The following is a 19,714-nucleotide window of genomic DNA, read 5'->3' as shown; positions in this document are numbered from 1 at the left end:
CAATATTAATAGACATCCCGACGGTAGCGTCCCTCTGCCGTCAAAGCTTCTAGTTTTTCGCTACCCAGAATACTTCCAAGCTGGTGCTCCAGATCCTGAGCCATGCCATCACGACTGCCGCATACAAGGATCGTCGCCCCGGCATTAATCCAACGTTTGAGGCGATCACTGTGTTCGGAAACAACATCCTGAACATATCCTCTGCTCGCTTCACCGGTTACTGAGGCCAGTTCCAGCGAGTCAGCGCGGGAGTAACTGCGATTCAGATACGTCAGGTGCTCTGAGTCATACCATTCTGTCAGTTGTTTATCCCAGTGGCGGTCGAACAGTGGAGAGCGCTCTCCGAAGATTAACCAGTTATCATGCTGCCCAGACATATCTCTGACTTTCAAGTGAGCCCTGAGTCCGGCAAGCCCGGAACCATTGCCAATTAATATCAGTTTCTCTGCATCCGCCGAGCAGTGAAAAGACGGATTACAACGCACAGAAGCGCCAACAGTGTCATTCACCATCGCCTGATGACACAACCAGCCAGACCCTAGCCCAGGCGAGCCATCAGGATGGTTCTGCTCCCGGATCAAGAGTGTCAGTTCAGATTCCTCCGGAATACTGGCTATACTGTATTCGCGAATTTGCCCCTGCAAATGAAGCTGAATGATATCACCCGCCTGCCAGCTGAACTGATTTCTGACATCCAGTGTGACTTCGTATATCGGCGCACCGGGACTTCCGGAGTTAAGGTGACGACGTCCCTTAAAACGCAAAGGATATTGAGGATTGACTGGCGCTTTATCCGAAAATTCAATCGAATTAAGTTGATCAGGATGAATCACGCCAGCGTCTGCGAGCTGAGTAAACCAGGACGCAATCGTCTCAGGATCATTACGATCCACGGCCACCAGCGGCGCCAGCACCTGAGCGTCGCGCTCAAGCAAAACCGTATTTATATCGTATGAAAATCCACAGAAATGCTCATAGGTTGTATCTCCCAATCCGAGAATTGAGAAGCCCAGCTCAGGATATATCGCCAATGTTTTTTTCAACGAAGGAATAAAGAAGCGACCATTGTCCGGCGCATCCCCTTCTCCGTAGGTACTCGCAATCACAAAAAGAGAGCGACATTGACTCAGGCGATCTGGCGTCACCTGATTAAGAGGCTGATGAAGTACTTTAGCTCCCTGACTTCTGAGAATATCGACCAGTTGCAGTGAAAGTGCCTCGGCAGAGCCACTCTCACTGGCAAAAGCAACGACAGTTCGGGCATCGGAATGCTGCCTTGCTTCGATACGTCGGGCGATCACAGTCCGATAGCACCAGACTGTGAAAGCAACCCAGGCCAGAGTGAGCACTCCAGCCTGAATATAAGGAGCAACCGTCAACATAGATCAGTCCGGCAGAACCTCAAGCACAGTCACGTAAGAGCCCGTGCGCTCCGTCGCAGGTTTCTTCGCTTTATCGTCTTTATATTCGACTTCGATAAAATAGCGACCCGCGCCTTTCCAACTCAGAGTAACTTCGCCTTTTTTATCTGCGACTGCAGTAATTTCATCCTGACTGTTGCGATAGCGGGTTCCTTCACGAATGGCGGTCAGTTCAGCGCCTTCAGCAGGCTCACCATCAATCAGAAACTTAAAAGTCGCTTGCTCACCGGAATACAGATCGTTCGGGTGCGTTACTGGCACCAGTTCCAGCCCTGTGTTCGTTGGCTTCAGCGTTTCATTGGTCGGTGCACCAAGCGTGACAAAGGTTTCCATACGGCGGGAAGACTGCATGATGCGCAGCTTGTCGGCTTTTTCCGGTACGTTTTCAGCAAAACCTTCCTCGGTATATTGCTCGCCACGCCCAGGGTACATGCGACGCTCACCGTCTTCTTCCCACATGGCACGCATACCTGTGCTCGCTGTGAAGATTTTGTAGGTGCCTTCCTCTTCGAGTTTTACATCGAAGACAGTGCGGTATTTACCCGTATGCAGATTTTCTGCTTCGTGTTTATCGCCGTCTGGCTGAAGAACGACCAGATCATTGAAACGAACGGCGTGATAGTTAGCGACAAAAATATCGTTAGAAACTGCAGCCTCGAAACCAACCCAGCGATCTTCGCCTGAGAGTTGTGTCTCCTGTGGGAGAATCCAGGCGCGATGTGCTTCCACTGAGAGCGTACTTGCAACCAGTGCGCTCAGTACCAGGGGCTTTAATAGATTCTTTTTCATCTGCATTTCCTTAAGGTTTGATGGTCAGTTCGATAGCGCCCAGTTCAGAGCTACCCTGTTCTTCAAAAGTCACTTCGCTGCTCTGCGGCCAGCTGAATGGGATATTGATTAACTCACGTCCACCGACTTCCCGTGCAGCTTCTACACGCAAGCGATAATCACCCGGCTGCAGGTCTGCTAGGGGGGACTCGCCAACAGTAAATTCAAGATCATGAGCACCCGGGCCGTAGGTTGCACCGCTGACACCATCGACCGGCATTTCCAGTGAGCGCCCACTGCGACGCCACCACTGGCGCATATCTTTCAACCACTTTTCGCCTTCGGCGTTCCGCATATCCACGTCGTACCAGACCGCGAGATTACTCACGACCTGATTACGATTATCTTCAATCCAGACAGCGACGTAGGGTTTATGATATTCGGCGACGTCCAGCTTCGGGATCTCTACAGAGACAGAGAAATCAGCCGCGTGTGCCTGCGTAAAAGATGCGAAGGCAACCGCGGTCATCAGTCCGGATTTAATTAGTTTCATCAGCGACTCCTTAGTGCGCAGCGAGAACGAGTAAAATAAGTGGCACCACAACCCCAAGCGCAACCAGTGGCCAGGTGCTTGGGCGTTGCCTGGCATAACGGGCGAGCAACCATAATCCGCTCAGGGAAAAAACCAGACAAAGCACCGAAAAAATATCGATAAACCACGACCACGCGGTATTGGTATTTCTACCTTTGTGCAGGTCATTAAGGTAAGAAATCACCCCACGATCTGTGTTTTCATAAATAAAACTGCCTGTTTCCAGGTCAATACTCAGCCAGGCATCCCCGCCGGGTTTGGGCATGCCGAGGTAGACTTCATACTCATCCCATTCGGCATAAGCATCTGGAGTGGGGATATCATGTTCATCGCTCAGCCAACGACGAACGGCCATAGGCAACGGTCCTTCCGAGCGACTCTGAACCGCACTGAGCATGCCCGGTGAGAGCTCTGCTTCGACGGTTGTGCGTTCAGGATCTGCCGGGATATCAGCGGCGTGATTGAGAGTAATACCTGTGAATGCGAACAGAATCATGCCCACCAGACACACTGCTGAACTGATCCAGTGCCACTGGCGCAATGTGCCGGGTAAAAATCGAGAAAACATGACACCATCCAAAAAAGCCCATCAGCGAACGGTGAGAATACTAACAAACAGCAAGATAATGAGAAGTATTTTTATTTGATAATGACACTTCTATGCATTATCAAAAGATGATATCCGTCCGTAAAAAAAGGGCCTTCCGGCCCTTTTCTATTCATTCTGATCTCTGATCAGAAACGTACGTTCAGACCTACCCAGAGGTTACGACGCTTGTCTTTGTTGTTGTAATCATCTTCGAATACAACCTCGCTGACAGCACCCCGGCCCGAAGCATATTCGTACTCTCCATCCCCATCGATATCGTCGTACTCAACGCTGTAGGTGGTGAAGTCCTGATCCAACAGGTTGTTAATACGGCCGTACACACTGAAGTAGCTATTCACCGCATAGGTTGCGCCGAGGTGCAGTACGCGATAATCCTTGTAGTACAGAGGATCGTTGTCATCATCGACGCCGCGGAAGCGAGCCGAGCGCGTCTCACTGGTCAGCTGCACATTCAACTTAGTATTCACATCCCAATCGAGAGTGACATTACTCATGTGCTCCGCCGTATTCGTCAGCGGCTGTCCTTCCTGCGAACCAGAAAGCTGACGGCTGTCGGTGTAGGTGTAGTTCCCACGTACAGCCAGTGCATCAATGATCTGGAAACGACCAGCGACTTCCGCACCACGGATCAACGCATCATCGATATTGATTACCTGAGCCCACGAGTCATAACCCAAATCTTCGTATTCACCAAGGTTCACACAGGGGCGTTCACCGCCAGTCTGAGCACATGTCTGTACTGAGTCACCACGGGCAATTTTATCTTCGAAGCGGTTGTGGAAAATGGTCGCGTTAAAGCTATGACGGTTGACCAGGGACTCCCAGTAAACAGCTGCTTCGGTATTGCGGCTTTTCTCCGGCTCAAGATCCGGGTTCCCCGCAAAAGGAACGGTACCCTGGCCTCCAAAGCCGGTTACACCGTCGTAAAGATCAGTTGTTTTTGGAGTTTTATAACCACTGCTCACACCACCTTTCACCGTCCACTCTGGCGTCAGGCTGTATACCGCGTACAAGCGAGGGCTGACATTGCTACCGAAAGCATCGTGATCGTCGTAACGCAGACCCGCAGTCAGCGTAAAGTCTGGTACCATGGTCCAGCTGTCTTCAGCGAACAACGCGTATGTCGTAAAGTCTGATACCTCTCCCGACTCACCATCTTCGCGTCCAAATACACCGTCGGTCAGCTCCGCATCAATGTACTGACCACCGACGATAAACAGGTGATCACCGGCCAGGTCTTCGACTGGAATTTCAAGCTTGGCATCCAGCGTGTACTGGCTGCTTTCCATAGTACGGTCTGGGCGTGGCAGAAACGTCTCTTCAGCAATCGCACGGCGCTCGTCTTCACTCAGGCCAGCGTAGTCGCCAGTGCCGTCGTACATCTCCTGCAGCAATTGTCTTTCAGACACTGACAGCGGTACGGTACGGCCGTTGTTATTTGTCTCGATGTTCTGCAAAGACACCAGGCTCTTACCAAAACTCCAGCTGCCCTCGTGAGCGATTGCCCACTGGTCGCGGGTGAACTCCTGATCCTGTGCATAACCTGCACGAGGATTAACCACACCGCCCCTTGCTTGCCAGAGGGTATCAATACTGTCGACCGTCCCGAGAGGGAAACTGCCATCTTCCAGTGGTTCGTTGTCATATACCTGCTTCGATGTGTCGTAATCGAAGGTCAGGCTCTGGTTTTCTGCTACCTTCCAGTTCAGACCTACACCCACATTGTGATTGGTGTTATCTGTAGTTTTACCGCCGCTGCCGAAGCCAAGAGAGCGTGTCTGTTCAACACCGTTAGGGTCGGTGACTGAGTCGTACTCTGGCTCTGATGCATCGCGCTTATAAATACTGCCACGCAGCTCCATACCAAGAACATTTTCAATTAACGGGCCTGCCACACTGAAGTCAGCCGTGGTATCCGCACCGTACTCGTCGTACTCCTGGAAAGTGCGGCTGATACTTGCAGAACCTGTCCAGTCATCGGTCACCTTCTTGGTGATAATGTTGATTACACCGCCCAGAGCATCCGCTCCATATAGGGTAGACGCTGGTCCGCGGATAACCTCAATACGTTCGATCGCATCAATCGGCGGAATGTGGTTGAACTGATTACCACCGAAATTATTCGGATAGATATCACCATGGTTATTCTGACGACGACCATCAATCAGGATCAGAGTGTAATCTGCTCCCATACCACGGATCGAAATAGTCCCCTGGCCCGTTTTATCCCGGGTCTCACCGATATCGACACCTTCCAGTTCACGGACGGCATCCAGAAGCGTGACATAAGGACGTGAGCGCAGATCTTCCTGAGTGATTACAGAGATACTGGCTGGAGCATCAACCACTTTCTGCTCATAACCGGCCGCCGTAACAACGAACTTATCCAATTCGATCGGCTGCTCTTCTGCTGTTGCAGAGAAAGAAGCAACAACCGCTGCAGCGAGTGCACTCAAAGGAAAAAGCTGATTTCGAAACTTCATGTTTAAGGTCCATACGGGGGAATTTGCGCGTATACTATTTTCACTTAATTACAAATGCAAATGTTTTTCATTTGTAACTTCACTCACAATACACTTATTAATTTTAATAAAACCGTGTATGGACAAAGGCCTCTGGACCGGAGGCCGATGCGTATTGCAGGAGTCTTACTGGTTTTGAGAGGTTTCGCTGGCGCGAAATTGAGTCGGAGATACGCCGTACCATTTTTTGAAAGCGCGGGAAAATGCACTGACGTCTGAAAAGCCGAGCATAAACGCCAGCTGTGTGATGGTAGTACCGGGCAGTGCCAGGTGTCTCTCTACCAGCGTCCGGCGCGTTTTCTCGAGCAGGGCTTTCCAACTCAGATCTTCGTCAGTCAGACGCCGCTGCAAACTACGCACACTCATGTGAAAGCGTTCAGCAGCATCGGACAAGCTGGGCTCGCCTTCGGGAAGCTGTCCTTCGAGCCATAACGATAGCTGAATCACAAGTGAGCCTTTTTCCTGCTCAGCGAGTCGCTCATTCAGTGTTGCTTCGAGCATGGCAACCATCTGGTTATCACTGGAGTGAAGCTCGGCGGCTGCCTGCTTCCGGTCGAACGTCAGGCCGTAGTAATCGCTTCTGGTCGGTGTCACACGAAAGTAGCGGGCCATCGACGCACAATAATCCTCGTCATGATGTGCCACATGAACTTCAAGAGGGTTCAACGCAGGATCTACCCTGAGTCTGACTAATCGCATCAGACTGGACATCACATACTGTATTCCCTGCGGGTGAGGCACGTGCCCGCTTGAAGGGCGAAACTGCACGCACACGGTCGTATCTTCAACCACTAGTTCAGCCCGAACCGCGTCACTGATCAGCCTCTGGTAGCGAGCGAGGCGCTGAAGAACACTGAGCATGCTGCCACCCGCAGACAGTGCCAACCCCAGTCCACCAAATGCAGAGTACTCGCTTCGACGAGCCATATTGATGCCCAGAGAAGGGTCCTGAAGACGATTCTCAGCAGCGGTCAGTAAGGCAGAGGTCGCATCCACACTGATCCAGACCTCCGGGTTAAACGTATCTTCTACCGAGACACCATACTCCGCAAACAAGGCCGCGGGATCATCACCATGCTGTTGCAGCAGATTGGCCAGCGGGCGCAGAAACATGGCCACCGCTTTAGGTTGCTCAGTCATTGGCGTCTCCTGTCAACTGGTTGGCGGTGAGTGCAAAGCATGGAAACAGGTTTCTCTCCAGTATGTAATCAAAGGCCTGTGTACGTCTGCCGGGCCACGAGTTTGGAGTACAAGTATGACTGATACCACGGATAAAAACAGCGAACGCTTTCAGGCACTACGTGCTAAGGATCGTCAGGTTCAGAAAGAACTGATGCAGGTGAGCGACAAGGTTCGAGCTCGTCACCCGTTTCTGGTTAAGCACCAGAATGCCGTCGGCATGGGCATTTTTCTGGTCAGTATTGCCGGGATGATTCTGAACGGCGTACTCTGGATGGAAGGCATCATGCCAGCCTGGATGGTCATCGTATTAAGTGCGTTCTGGACATCACTACTGCATGAGCTGGAGCACGACCTGATCCATTACATGTACTTCCGTAAGCAGCCTGTCTGGCATCACTTGATGATGGCAGGTGTCTACCTTGCACGTCCCCTTACCCAGAACCCCTGGATTCGTCGCTACCTACACCTGCATCACCACAAAGTGTCGGGCACAGAAACAGATCTGGAAGAACGCGGTATTACCAACGGCGAAAAATGGGACTGGAAGCGTTTCCTGATGGTCGGCGACAACATGCTGGCTTTTTATCTGCGCGCTGGGAAATACTTCGTCGTGCCGAAAAAGTTACTGAAGCAAGGTAAAATCAATAAAACAGACATTAAAAACTTAAGGATTATCGGTGCACTCAGTTTTAACCCTGTCGGTTATATCAGTTACACCATCTGGCATGGCTTCGTGCTATTTCACCTGGCTAATGGCATTGCCTGGGCATTGGGAGCGACAATTGACTGGCCCCAATGGCTGCTGGCACAGGAAGCCTGGGTAACTGCGACCGTTGTTATCCTGATTGCACCTAACGTGCTGCGTACTTTCTGTCTGCACTTTATTTCATCGAATATGCATTACTTTGGTGACAACACGCCGGGGATTATTCATGAGCAATGTCAGGTGATGAATAAGTGGTATCTAATTCCACTGCAACTGTTCTGCTTTAACTTTGGCAGCACTCACGCGATCCACCATTTTGTAGTGCGTGACCCCTTCTATATTCGCCATTTAAGCGAGAAAGAATCCCATGAAGTGCTCCGCCGTCACGGTATTCGATTCAATGATATGGGAACGTTTAAGCGCGCGAATCGTTTGAATGAGCGTGCTGCTTAGTGAGTTATTAGCTCAGTGAGTGCTGCATGTGCGCCAGAGATGGCGCACATGCAGCTCTTCTCGCCCCTAACACGCAGCCAATGACTGTAGCGTTATCCTGACAGCCGGAAAAAATTCAGATGCCCGCCTTCCAGCCATTTGTCACAGGGTAACGACGGTCACGACCAAATCCACGGCGAGTCACCCGAACACCGATCGGCGCCTGACGTCGCTTGTATTCGTTCACATCCACCAGCCGCACTACCCGCATCACGTCTTCCCGGTTATGGCCGGCCGTGATGATCTGCTCTGCACTTTCATCGTGTTCGATGTACCGCTCCAGAATATCGTCCAGCACAGGGTACGCTGGCAGGCTGTCTTCATCGACCTGATCCGGCGCAAGTTCCGCGGAAGGGGGCCGGTCAATCACACGCTGAGGGATAACAGGTGATATAGAATTCCGATACTCGGCAAGGGCAAAGACTTTGGTTTTATACACGTCTTTTAATGCACCATAGCCACCGGCCATATCACCATAAAGCGTCGCATAACCGACAGCCATTTCACTTTTATTGCCGGTTGTCAGGACCATGTAGCCCGTCTTATTCGATAGCGCCATTAACAACACACCGCGACAACGGGATTGCAGGTTTTCTTCAGTGGTGTCGACCTTCAGTCCCTCGAAGTCGGGGGCAAGTGCAGACATAAATTCACGATACATAGGTTCAATCGAAATGGATTGATACTTAACTCCCATGGCCTCAGCCTGCAACGCTGCATCCTCTTTGCTCATACCAGAGGTATAGGTAAATGGCATCATCACAGCACGCACACGTTCTGGCCCCAGAGCATCAACGGCAACGGCCAACGTCAGAGCTGAATCGATTCCGCCAGAAAGGCCTAGTACAACCCCCGGAAAGCGGTTTTTATTCACATAGTCGCGAACGCCAACGACCAGGGCGTTATACAGGCTGGCAAGACCATCTTCCCGCGCTTCCCGCGATTCAGACTCAGCACGTAACTCGCCTTGCCCGAACACCACATACGCCTGATCTTCCCGCCAGGAGGCCATCTGCAACACGCATTCGGACGCAGCATTGACGGCAAATGAACTGCCATCAAACACCAGCTCGTCCTGTCCACCCGACTGATTCACATAAAGAACCGGCAATTTGTGCTGGGATGTATGCTTCTTAATGAGGTCTATACGCTCCTGCTGCTTCCCGCTATGGAACGGAGAGGCATTGAGGTTCAGGATAACATCGGCTCCGGCGTCGGCAGCCATGGCTATCGGCGCATCAAACCAGACGTCTTCGCACACGGTAAGCCCCAGTTTAACGCCATGTAGCTCTATCACCTTCGCGTCTTTACCGGCTGAGAAGTAGCGTTTTTCATCGAAGACCTGATAATTCGGTAGCTCCTGTTTGGCGTACTCTCCAAGACAAACACCCTCAGACCAGACCCCTGCGCAGTTATAGAGACGATTATCCCTGGCAACTGGGTAACCTATCGCGATGGCAATATCATGACTGACCGCCGCGACTTCTCTCAACGCCTCGTTGATACGGGGCTCAAGACTTGGACGCATCAGCAGGTCTTCGGGCGGATAGCCCGTCAGAGCGAGTTCACTGAATACAATCAGCTGAGCACCATCGTCGGCAGCTTTCTTGGCTGCTTCTATAATTTTCGCCGTATTGCCGGGGATATCGCCGACGTGAAAGTTACATTGCGCCAACGCAATTTTCAGGGTGGCAGTCAGTGACTTGGACATGGTCTGGGGGTACTCTCTTCAGTAATGCGCGTATTGTCTGGAAATACGCATCAGGACGCAAACCGGAAGACTAATGAATCATCCAATTTCCATCGGACGGGGCAGCCGCCTGCTGTCGCTCTACAGCTACTATTCGCTGATTCTTGCGCTGTCGATCGTCGTCGTCGACGGTCTCGATTCAATGGACGTCATCGTTGGCAAAGAGGCTCCCCACCTCTTTCTCGTACTTTCATCGCTTTATGTACTTGCAGCCGCGGTCTTCGTCGCGCTAATAACCCGGACAACCGATTCGCAGGGAGCTACCACCTACCTGTTCCTGGAAACAGCGCTGCTGACCGGCATGATGTTCGCTTCGGGCGGACTCACCGCCGGTTTCTCTAGCCTGTTGCTGATACCGGTCGTCATGGCCAATCTACTCGCCCCAGGCATACTGGGGTACAGCGTTGCTGCCTGGCTCAGTCTTGCGGTCATCTATACCGAACATATCGCACCGGGCGAGTTTGGCATCAGGGATACGGCCAATACCGGTGTGTATGGGGGCATCTGCTTTGCTCTCGCCTGGTTAACTCAGCTGCTGTCGCATCGTATCGATGCCGCACTGAATCTCGCTCAGGATACCGCCCGTGATGTTCAGCGCTTACAGCGCCTGAGCCAGCAGGCGTTGATGAAACTGCCGGATGGCATCATTGCCTGTTCGAAAGAAAAACGGATTCTGTTTATTAATGACACTGCGGCATCCTGGTTTAAGCTGGAACCCGGCGCCGCGGTACCTGAGTGGCTGATAACGGCACCGGCTCAGGAAAGCCTTGCGGGAAAACTGCAGGGGCTGACAGTCACCCGTCTGGAGGCAGAAGGCCCCGATGAGGATTGTCTACTGCTTATTGAAGACGAAGCGCGTCTCTCAGCAGAAGTTCAGCAAGCCAAGCTGGCATCGTTAGGTCGCCTCACCGCCAGTATTGCCCATGAAATCCGTAATCCACTTTCAGCTCTTAATCAGGCCGCACAACTGCTGGACGAATCTGAGCACCTGCCCGCTGAAGATAAAAAGCTGACCGCCATTATTGAAAACAACAGCCAACGAATTAATCGTATTATTGGGGACATCCTGCAGCTCTCACGAGGCAAGCGGCCAACAGCTACACCTCTGAAACTCCATAGCTACGTCGACAACTTTTGTCAGAACTTCCGTCAGGTCAGTGGTGAGAATTGTCTGATATTTTCCTATGATGCTGATAGCGAGTTAACCGTACTATTCGATCCGGATCATCTGAATCAGGTCCTGACCAACCTGTGTCAGAATGGTCTGCGGCATGCCCGGAAAGCACGGAAACAGGAGGCTGAAGTCGTCTTACGTATTCTTTCAGAATCCGATAGTAGTGCATCCCTTGAAATCACAGACAACGGCTTTGGCATTGCTGATAACCAGGTATCGCGGCTCTTTGAGCCCTTCAATACTACCGAACACGACGGTACAGGATTAGGACTCTATTTATGTCGCGAACTGTGTCAGGCCAACCAGGCAAGCATCGAGTTTGCTGGTAACGACCCGGGCGCACGTTTTCTTGTCAGGATGAAACGCGCATGAAACTGCGGGATATGTCACACCAGCGTCAACTCAACTCAGTAATAATATAAGGCCATGATGACAAACAGGAACTCCCCGGCAATGCTGCCCGACTTATGCGCACTGATCGTTGATGACGAGCAGGACATTCGCGAGCTGATAGGCATGGCCCTGGAACGCATCGATATAAAATGCGAACAGGCTGCCAATGTCACTGAAGCCATGGCATTACTTGAGTCGGGAAATTTCCATTTCTGTATCACCGACATGAAACTGCCCGACGGTGATGGCATTCAGTTAATCCATCACTGCAATCGCAACTACCCGGACATGCCGGTGGCTATGATCACTGCGTTTGGCAATATGGAAGTCGGCGTGAATGCCCTTAAAGCAGGCGCTTTCGATGTTGTTGCTAAACCGCTTGATATTCAGCAACTACGAAATCTGGCAACAGCTGCACTAAGACTGTCGAAAGTAACGGGAACACTCCCGGAGCAATGCACCAATCTTATTATTGGCGACTCCCCCCCGATGCAGGAACTGCGCACCACGCTGCGCAAAGTCGGACGCACTCAGGCACCGGTATTTATTCAGGGCGAATACGGCACAGGCAAAGAAGGTATTGCACGCGCTATTCACCTGCTTAGCTCACGAACTACCCACCCTTTTATTACTGTTAACTGTGACGCGCTTCAGGACGAGAACGCAGCGGAGACCCTGTTCGGCTATATGGACGATCACGGCACCCTTCATGATGGCCTCGTCCAGAATGCTCACCAGGGCACATTGTTTCTCAACAATATCGAGCACCTTGGTCTGGAGTTTCAGGCCCAGCTCCTGCAGCTTCTGACCGATAAGAAGATCCGGGCGCTGCATGACACTCACGAACATGATCTGGATATCCGTATCATCAGCGCCAGCAGTGCGGATCTGCCAGCATTGGCAAGCTCGGGTCACTTCCGTCAGGACCTGCTCTTCCGTATCCGCGTAGTACACCTGAGCGTGCCACCATTACGCACTCACCGTGAAGATATCCCGCAGCTCACCACCCACCTGCTACAGACCTATGCCAGCCAATGGGATATGCCTGAAGTATCAGTCTCTGATGAGGCATTACGGGCTATCTGTGAATACGACTTCCCCGGGAACACGCGGGAACTCGATGCCATACTTCAGCGTGCCTTTACCCTGATGGAAGGCGAAGAAATCCAGCTGAGTGACCTCAGCTTCGAACCGGAAACGCCGCAGGGTGGCTACCATTCAAACAACGAGGCCGTCGGCGACCTTGAGGGCTACCTTGAGAGGCTCGAGCGTGAAGCAATTGAAGAGGCCCTTAACGCAACACGCTGGAATAAAACCGCAGCGGCAGAACGTCTCGGCATCAGCTTCCGGGCGCTTCGATACCGCCTGAAAAAACTGGCGATCGACTAAGTAAAATCAATTGGCGATTAGACTCCCTCCGTCACCCTGCCCGAACAAGCCTTGAAAGACCGTATAAAAATACGAAAAGCGCCTGAGTGCGCTCCCTCATATGCCTGATATCGTAGCTGATTACCTATCAATCAATGAGGGTTCAGGGATGAACATCAGAAAGCAAACGCCAATTGTGCCTGCCAATGGCTTTACCCTGCTGGAGCTATTAGTTGTGGTGGCGATCAGCGGAATACTCCTTGGAGTCGGGGTACCAGCGATGGGGGCACTGATCGAGCGCAACCAGTTCAAGGCAGAGGTATCAGCATTGCACCGGGCCGTCGCACTCAGTCGGTCAATGGCGGTGTATCGAGGAGAGGCTGTGAGTCTGTGTCCCCTTACCAGTAGTAATGCGTGCGGCAACGACTGGGCAGATAGGCTCACTATCTTTGTCGACTCTAATCAAAACAGCGCTCTAGACCCAGATGAGACGACAATAAGTATTGTCTCCGCAGTGGAGAAACCTGAAAACCGTCTAGAAAGAGATCACAGCCGAGACAGTGCAATCATGTTCCGACCAAATGGCAGCGCCTTCGGCCACAACGGCACCTTGAAAGTCTGCATGGATGGAAGCACAGACCTGTCAGCAACCATCATAGTATCGGGCGCGGGCAGAATCAGGCTGGGCGAAGATAGCAATAACGATGGACTCGTTGAAGACTCAAGTGGCGACGCAGTCACATGCTCATGAACGGATCCAGGTATCCGCTACTAGAGAGAAATTCGCTACAGAAATGTGCCAAATAACGCCATCAGAGCCCACTTACTAACAGATAATAACCGCTCGTCAGAGGGAAGTCGGAACCAGCGCACGTTCAAAATACTATAGTTGTGTGAAAATAGCGTCAAAAGCATCAACGGTAATCAATTATAAAGATGGCAGAGAATATGAAAGCATCGGCGTTTTCGAACGGTTTTACTCTCCTGGAGCTGATGGTCACACTGACTATTGTCGGCATCGTTGCAGCTATTGCCATTCCATCCATGAGTGACATGGTGAACAACTCTCGTGCCGAACGTATTACCGAGCTTTTCGAACTGGACCTGCAGTTCTCCCGGAGCCATGCCATCTCGCGTGGTGATACCGTTCGCATATCGCCTCGCAACGGAGACATAGCCAACGGGTGGCAAATTGTTGCAGAAGGGTCTGGAGACATCCTCAGGCAGCGAGGTCCTTTGGATGACGGAGTGACCATTACCAGTGAAAACGGACTGAATACAATCGCGTTCACGCCGACAGGACAAATAGAGGCTACCGATAGGATCACGGTACGCACATCAGGCTGTACAGGTAATGAAGATAAACAATTTTCCCTCCTGATATCAGGTCAAATTGCAGTAACGGAGCTCGCATGCATCCAATAAAGAATCAGTCAGGCATCGGCCTTATTGAGGTGTTGGTCACCATTGTGATTACCACCATCGGCCTTCTGGGGTTGAGTGCCATGCAGATGCAATCAATCAGAACGGTCTCTGATACCGGTAACAGAACTCACGCGATCTGGGTCGCAAATGACTTGATTAATCGCATCAGAGCAAATGCAGTTGCAGTCGACAGTTACGTGACTGACAGGGAAATCAGCTGTAATGATCCACTGGGGGCAGTGAAAATGTGCGCAGCCTATTCTGCCAACGGTGCTCAGGTAGCCCCTGCAGCAGACTGTAGCAACCAGGACTTAGCCCTCTTCGATCAGTATGAAGCTCTATGTGGCATCAACACGCTGACAGGCGAGGATGGGTTCAGTAGCTCAGCGTCGTTTATCAATACACCCGGCCTTTCGATCAGCGATGAAGGTAACGGAGACTACCGCATAACCGTAAGCTGGAATTCAAGAACTGCAGGTAAAGATGCGCGGGGCAACGAAGTCTATCGATTAGAGCAAAGCACTCTTGCAGAAGATCAACGGGAAGATTACAGCTTGGTATTCAGACCATGAAAAACAGAATCTCATTACAACACGGCTTAACCCTTATCGAGTTGATGATCTCGATGACATTGAGCCTCATCGTGATTTTTGCCGTCGGCAGTATCCTTATCAGTAGCAACCAGGCGGCCTCCGTTTCCGATACGTTAGCCGACTCGCAGGAAACAGGACGATTCGCTGTAGACTACATCAACCGCCAATTACTGCGTACGGGATACGACCCGGACGATGCAGGTGTCGTAGCGTTTGGAGATCTATGCCTCGCAGCCGGAGATATAGTTTGTATTAATGAATCAGCCAATGGCACTGGCGACCGATTGGCCGTTCGACGTATGGCTGAAGCGGGAGAAAGTAACGCGGTTACTTGTTATGGGAGTGCACTTCTGGATGCTGCGGACGCAAATATTACGACCGATGTGGTGGTGACAGACGTCTACTGGGTAGCCGTGGATGATAATGGATTGAGCAATTTACGGTGCCAAACCTTCGATGAAGACGGAACCGTTCGTGCCAACCCCGGTGATAGTTTCGGCAATTCACAAGCTTTGGCGGCTGGAGTTCTAGCAATGCACGTATTGTATGGTCAAAGTAATTCAGCACCTATTGACGACACCTTAAATGTGACAACCTACTTTAACGCTGCTCAAGTAACCGACTGGGGAAATGTATACGCCATGCGCATTGGCTTTCTCACTCAGGCGTTAACGAATACGGAAGCACAGAGTTGGGAACAGAATTACATTGTCCTCGATTCACTGAACTATCAATTTGATGATCAAACAGCGAGACAGGTTTTTACTACCACTGTCACGCGTTTAAATTAAGTTTGAGGTAGCCCTATGAAAAAATTGCAACAAACAGGCAGCGCACTGATCGTCAGTTTGATCATGCTAACCTCCGTAACTTTTCTCGCCGTTCTCAGCCTTCAGAGCTCTACGACGCAGATACGCATCGTAAGCAACCTCCAGATCAAAGAAGATGTTTTCCATACATCTAAGCGGGAACTAGCCACAAAGTATGACAGTTATCGCAAAAGTGCGATCAACTCGGATGAGCTACTGTCCGCTGTGAGCCTTGCTGGGGCAGCCCACCGAGTAGATACAGGTGTAGTGATAGATAGCAGCAGTTATCGGTCTATATCATCTCAAGTAACATCTCAGTCAGATATTGCGACTTCAATGAATTACAATTGGAGCGAAGGAAACAGTGTTGGTTACTTTGCCCCCCTACTATTCGAAATCCACTCTACCACTGTAGATAAAAGCGACCGTTTCAAGTCTGAGCAGGTTCTCGGGTTTATGTTCTCAGTACCAACACCTGAACGTAACTAAGGAGAGAATAATGAAAAAATTAAGTATTCTGATCGCAGCAACTTCTCTCCTCACCCAGCCGGTGATGGCAGACGATATTGAAATATTTACTGGCGGCGGAAGTGCAGGTAGCGAGAACATTCTTCTGATCATGGATACCTCGCGAAGTATGTCAGAGTGGGCAAATGACACTGAGACACCTCCATATGATAATAGCGAAGTATACGATGGTTATGGATTTGAGCCCAATTCCGTTTACTTATTCAATATAGATAGCATCGGAGATATAGAGCACCTCACTACGGATGAAGTACAAGCGATTAAAGAGCACGAGGTCGACATCAATGACCTCAACTGCACCTATAAGAATGCCATTAATAGCGACCTTGAGAATCAAGGGTTAAGCATAAACACCTATGCTTTCTTTGAAAACAATGTAGGTTGGGAAGGCTCTACTGTAGGTACAAACAATGCTTCTATCGTCCAGTGCCGGGAGAGCTATCGTTACGAATTCAACTCTCAAAGCTATCGTTATCTCGTAAATACAGAAGGGTATAATGACTTCGATTTTCCATATACTAATGAACAAAGAAAACAAGGACGCTGTCTGTTTGGATTCTTCGGTATATGTCTCACGTGGGAATATATTGATCTGAGCTATGATTGGGATCGTGATACCTACGACGTATTATGGAAGGGTAATTATCTTAATTACAAAGGTTCAGATGCCGGTAGTACAACTCCCGTAATGCGTATTGATATAGTAAAACAAGCAGCAAAAGACGTAGTGGGTGCAATGTCATCCCCCAATAAATCTGTTGCTTTAATGCGTTTTAATTCCACCTACTATTCTGGTGGTAGTGAACGATTCGGCAAAGGGGGATATGTAGATATCCCAATGACCCCTGTGACAGAGCTAGGGGATAACTTCAATAACGAAATCGACTCTTACGATGCATTCGGTGGTACTCCAATAGAGCAGTCACTCTACGAGGCCTACCGGTATCTCAGTGGCAATGGTGTAGTCTATGGGCGCAACGGCCACCGAGGCGTATGGGATAAACCCATCGATGATGCCTGGAGAGATAATTCAACATCCGGCAACGGTATTATTCAAGCGTATAACAATTTTACCATATTCAATGAATCAAGTAGCGAAGAGTCAAGAACTGGCTGGGTATATAACGCTCCCGAATTCGGCGGGTGTAAACCTTCGACGAAGATTGTTTTATTTAGTGATGGAGCGCCTTCGCTGCAGGATGATGCGAGTGAGTACATTGAACCCCTCATTCGGACAGCCCCTCTAGACTCCGCCAGTTATATCAGTAGAGACTGTGAAACATCCGACGGAATTGGGGGTGAATGTGCTGAAGAAATGGCCAATTACCTCAAAAATGTCGATCACAGGCCACTCGATGTTGCGGGCAGTCAATTGGTCACAATTGATACCATCGGTGGATTCCTAACAGGCTCCACAGTCGCTGAAGAAAAACTTCGTAACATTGCTGAGGCTGGAGGAGGCAACCTCTATTTAGCCGATAACTATGATGCTTTGGTAGAGTCATTCACCAAAGCAATTAACGGCAATCCCTTAGAAGAACCTGCCACCTTTACGTCTCCAGCTATTGCCGTCAGTTCATTTAATAGCCTTGAGCTCAGCGACGAACTGTATTACGCGGTATTCGAACCTGCGATCGAAGGTGGCTGGAAAGGGAATCTGAAGAAGTACAAGGTAACCTCTGAGGGTGTCGTTGGCGCCGATGGAAGATCTGCAGTTGATTCTGCATCCGGTTACTTCAAGGACACAGCTCAAAGCTTTTGGAGCACTGCGCCAGATGGCGCTGACGTTACCAAAGGTGGAGCCGCTAGCCTGTTCACCAGCTCGCGTAATATTCTGGGTGTACTTAACGGTAGTGTAGAAACTTTGACTGAGGCGCGGGTATTAACCCTCAGTGATGAGACTCTTGGATTAGACTTGCTTCAAGTTGACGACTTGTTAGACAGCCCGGAGACTGGCCTCACGGGGCGACAGCGTTTAGCTAAGTGGATTGTCGGTAAAAATGACGACGACACCCCGCGCCAGGAAATGGAAGATCCCATTCACAGCCGCCCCCTGGTTTTAAACTATGCCAGTGGACCAGTGGTCTTTGTGGGCACAAACAGTGGTTACCTACATGCATTTAACACAGAAACAGGCGCTGAGCTTTTCTCACTCATACCCCATGAGCTGCTAAATAATCCGCTCTTTTACCTGGATAGTGAAAACTTTGCATACGCTGAGAAGACATACGGTTTTGATGGGCCGATCACGTACTGGCATAAAGACACTAATTTAAATGGCCTCATTGAATCCGGCGAAAAAGTATATCTGTATGTAGGCATGAGACGTGGCGGCCACAGTTACTATGCATTCGACGTATCCAATCCTACGTCGCCCTCACTCGCGTGGCAGAAGAATGGTCCCTACTCCGACAGCATTACTAAAAATGCTCCTTCAGTTTCATCTGGCTTTGACCGTCTTGGTCAGACCTGGTCGTCCTTACGCCCAGCTATGATTCGCTGGGGAACCGAGGAAAACAAGGTTGTCCTGATTGCAAGTGGGGGTTACGACCCCGATGAAGATGGTACGAGCAGCGAGGGGACTGAAAAACGCTTTCCTCACGATGTAGGTAACACAATCTATATCCTTGACCCCGAAACAGGGGCCATTCTCTGGGACGCGTATTCAGACCTCTCAGCGCTTAACGGAGATATGACCAGCAGCTTTGTAGCAAACCCCGTATTAGTAGACACGGATACTGACGGAAACGTGGACAGAATCTATGCAGCGGATGTAGGAGGACGGGTCTGGCGCTTTGACCTCAGAGGCAATTCGCCCGCGGACATCTACGGGGGGGTGATTCTCGATATCAACACGAGCGAGGTAGAGGGCCGTAGTGGTAATAGACGCTTCTTCTATAGCCCTGATGTCACTAAACTTAAAGATACTGTGTATATCAGCATAGGTTCCGGCTATAGGGCACATCCGCTTGAGACTGCTGTTGATGACCGCTTCTTTGTGATTAAAGATTCAACACAGTTCGACTCGAACACAGGTAAACCCGTATATCCAGAAGTTAATCTTTCCGACCTGAAAGAATGGACCAGTGCAAATCTTGCTGTAAATGTTCCCGGCTGGTTCGTGAATTTCACCGCCACAGGAGAAAAAGCTTTTGCTCGTTCGCTAACCCTCGATGGTATCGTCCGCTTCAGTACCTTCGCAGTAAATAGTAACGATGCGATTTCAGAATGTACCGGGAACCTGGGCAAATCAATTAATTACAAGCTATGTCTACCGGGAGCCACATCCTGCGGGGGGGAAAGCGTATTTGAGAGAACTGAGGGTCCCTCTCGTCCGCCCACCCCACCAACAATAGTTCCCGGCGGCGGCGGCGGCGGCGG

General features: G+C 50.6%; 16 protein-coding genes. 9 read left to right on the top strand and 7 right to left on the bottom strand.

Annotated features, from left to right (window positions below; translation table 11 throughout):
• Positions 1 to 5: 5 nt before the first annotated feature.
• From B3007_RS03060 to B3007_RS03035, 6 genes are all read right to left on the bottom strand, one after another.
• Positions 6 to 1,382 carry a sulfite reductase subunit alpha gene (locus tag B3007_RS03060; protein WP_301377139.1) on the bottom strand — a complete coding sequence of 459 codons (1,377 nt, stop codon included), beginning with the start codon at positions 1,380 to 1,382 and terminating at the stop codon, positions 6 to 8.
• Positions 1,383 to 1,385: 3 nt separating this feature from the next.
• Entirely contained in the window at positions 1,386 to 2,210 is an 825-nt protein-coding gene (locus B3007_RS03055) for a DUF4198 domain-containing protein (RefSeq protein ID WP_301377141.1), read from the bottom strand.
• A gap of 10 nt (positions 2,211 to 2,220) precedes the next feature.
• Positions 2,221 to 2,742 carry a DUF2271 domain-containing protein gene (locus B3007_RS03050; protein ID WP_301377143.1) on the bottom strand — a complete coding sequence of 174 codons (522 nt, stop codon included), beginning with the start codon at positions 2,740 to 2,742 and terminating at the stop codon, positions 2,221 to 2,223.
• Positions 2,743 to 2,752: 10 nt separating this feature from the next.
• The gene (locus B3007_RS03045; RefSeq protein ID WP_301377145.1) at positions 2,753 to 3,349 is read right to left on the bottom strand and encodes a PepSY-associated TM helix domain-containing protein; all 597 of its coding nucleotides are present in this window, start codon (positions 3,347 to 3,349) and stop codon (positions 2,753 to 2,755) included.
• 167 nt (positions 3,350 to 3,516) lie between these two features.
• Complete coding sequence (locus B3007_RS03040; protein ID WP_301377147.1) at positions 3,517 to 5,874, bottom strand: TonB-dependent receptor domain-containing protein; 2,358 nt, start codon at positions 5,872 to 5,874, stop codon at positions 3,517 to 3,519.
• A 165-nt stretch (positions 5,875 to 6,039) separates the two neighbouring features.
• Positions 6,040 to 7,053: a helix-turn-helix domain-containing protein gene (locus tag B3007_RS03035; protein WP_301377149.1), complete on the bottom strand. Its 1,014-nt coding sequence runs from the start codon at positions 7,051 to 7,053 to the stop codon at positions 6,040 to 6,042.
• A 115-nt stretch (positions 7,054 to 7,168) separates the two neighbouring features.
• Between B3007_RS03035 and B3007_RS03030 the strand changes: the two genes are divergently transcribed.
• On the top strand, positions 7,169 to 8,254 hold the full coding sequence (locus B3007_RS03030) for a fatty acid desaturase (protein WP_301377151.1): 1,086 nt from the start codon (positions 7,169 to 7,171) through the stop codon (positions 8,252 to 8,254).
• A 115-nt stretch (positions 8,255 to 8,369) separates the two neighbouring features.
• Here the strand turns inward: B3007_RS03030 and B3007_RS03025 are convergent, their stop codons facing one another.
• Positions 8,370 to 10,004 (bottom strand): NAD+ synthase, encoded by a 1,635-nt coding sequence (locus B3007_RS03025; protein WP_301377153.1) that lies wholly within the window; start codon positions 10,002 to 10,004, stop codon positions 8,370 to 8,372.
• A gap of 73 nt (positions 10,005 to 10,077) precedes the next feature.
• On the opposite strand from B3007_RS03025, the gene B3007_RS03020 reads away from it, so the two are divergent.
• The 8 genes from B3007_RS03020 to B3007_RS02985 all read left to right on the top strand — a co-directional run.
• Positions 10,078 to 11,589: a sensor histidine kinase gene (locus B3007_RS03020; RefSeq protein ID WP_301377154.1), complete on the top strand. Its 1,512-nt coding sequence runs from the start codon at positions 10,078 to 10,080 to the stop codon at positions 11,587 to 11,589.
• 81 nt (positions 11,590 to 11,670) lie between these two features.
• A complete protein-coding gene (locus tag B3007_RS03015) occupies positions 11,671 to 12,999 on the top strand; it encodes a sigma-54-dependent transcriptional regulator (RefSeq protein WP_301377156.1) in 1,329 nt (442 codons plus the stop codon).
• A 100-nt stretch (positions 13,000 to 13,099) separates the two neighbouring features.
• A complete protein-coding gene (locus B3007_RS03010; RefSeq protein ID WP_301377158.1) occupies positions 13,100 to 13,729 on the top strand; it encodes a GspH/FimT family pseudopilin in 630 nt (209 codons plus the stop codon).
• Between the two features lie 185 nt (positions 13,730 to 13,914).
• Positions 13,915 to 14,403 (top strand): GspH/FimT family pseudopilin, encoded by a 489-nt coding sequence (locus B3007_RS03005; protein ID WP_301377160.1) that lies wholly within the window; start codon positions 13,915 to 13,917, stop codon positions 14,401 to 14,403.
• Positions 14,391 to 14,975, top strand: coding sequence for a type IV pilus modification protein PilV (gene pilV / locus B3007_RS03000; RefSeq protein WP_301377162.1), 585 nt, complete (start codon positions 14,391 to 14,393; stop codon positions 14,973 to 14,975). Before B3007_RS03005 ends, pilV begins: the two co-directional genes overlap by 13 nt.
• Complete coding sequence (locus tag B3007_RS02995) at positions 14,972 to 15,787, top strand: PilW family protein (protein WP_301377164.1); 816 nt, start codon at positions 14,972 to 14,974, stop codon at positions 15,785 to 15,787. Before pilV ends, B3007_RS02995 begins: the two co-directional genes overlap by 4 nt.
• A 15-nt stretch (positions 15,788 to 15,802) precedes the next feature.
• Positions 15,803 to 16,294 (top strand): pilus assembly PilX family protein, encoded by a 492-nt coding sequence (locus B3007_RS02990; RefSeq protein ID WP_301377165.1) that lies wholly within the window; start codon positions 15,803 to 15,805, stop codon positions 16,292 to 16,294.
• 10 nt (positions 16,295 to 16,304) lie between these two features.
• The coding region (locus B3007_RS02985) for a pilus assembly protein (RefSeq protein WP_301392211.1) at positions 16,305 to 19,714 on the top strand (3,410 nt) is incomplete at its 3' end.

Source organism: Thalassolituus sp. UBA675 (genome assembly GCF_002297765.1).
Lineage (GTDB): Bacteria > Pseudomonadota > Gammaproteobacteria > Pseudomonadales > Oceanobacteraceae > Thalassolituus.
The sequence above is the reverse complement of the archived record's forward strand: the minus strand, read 5'-3'. Positions and strand labels throughout refer to the sequence as shown.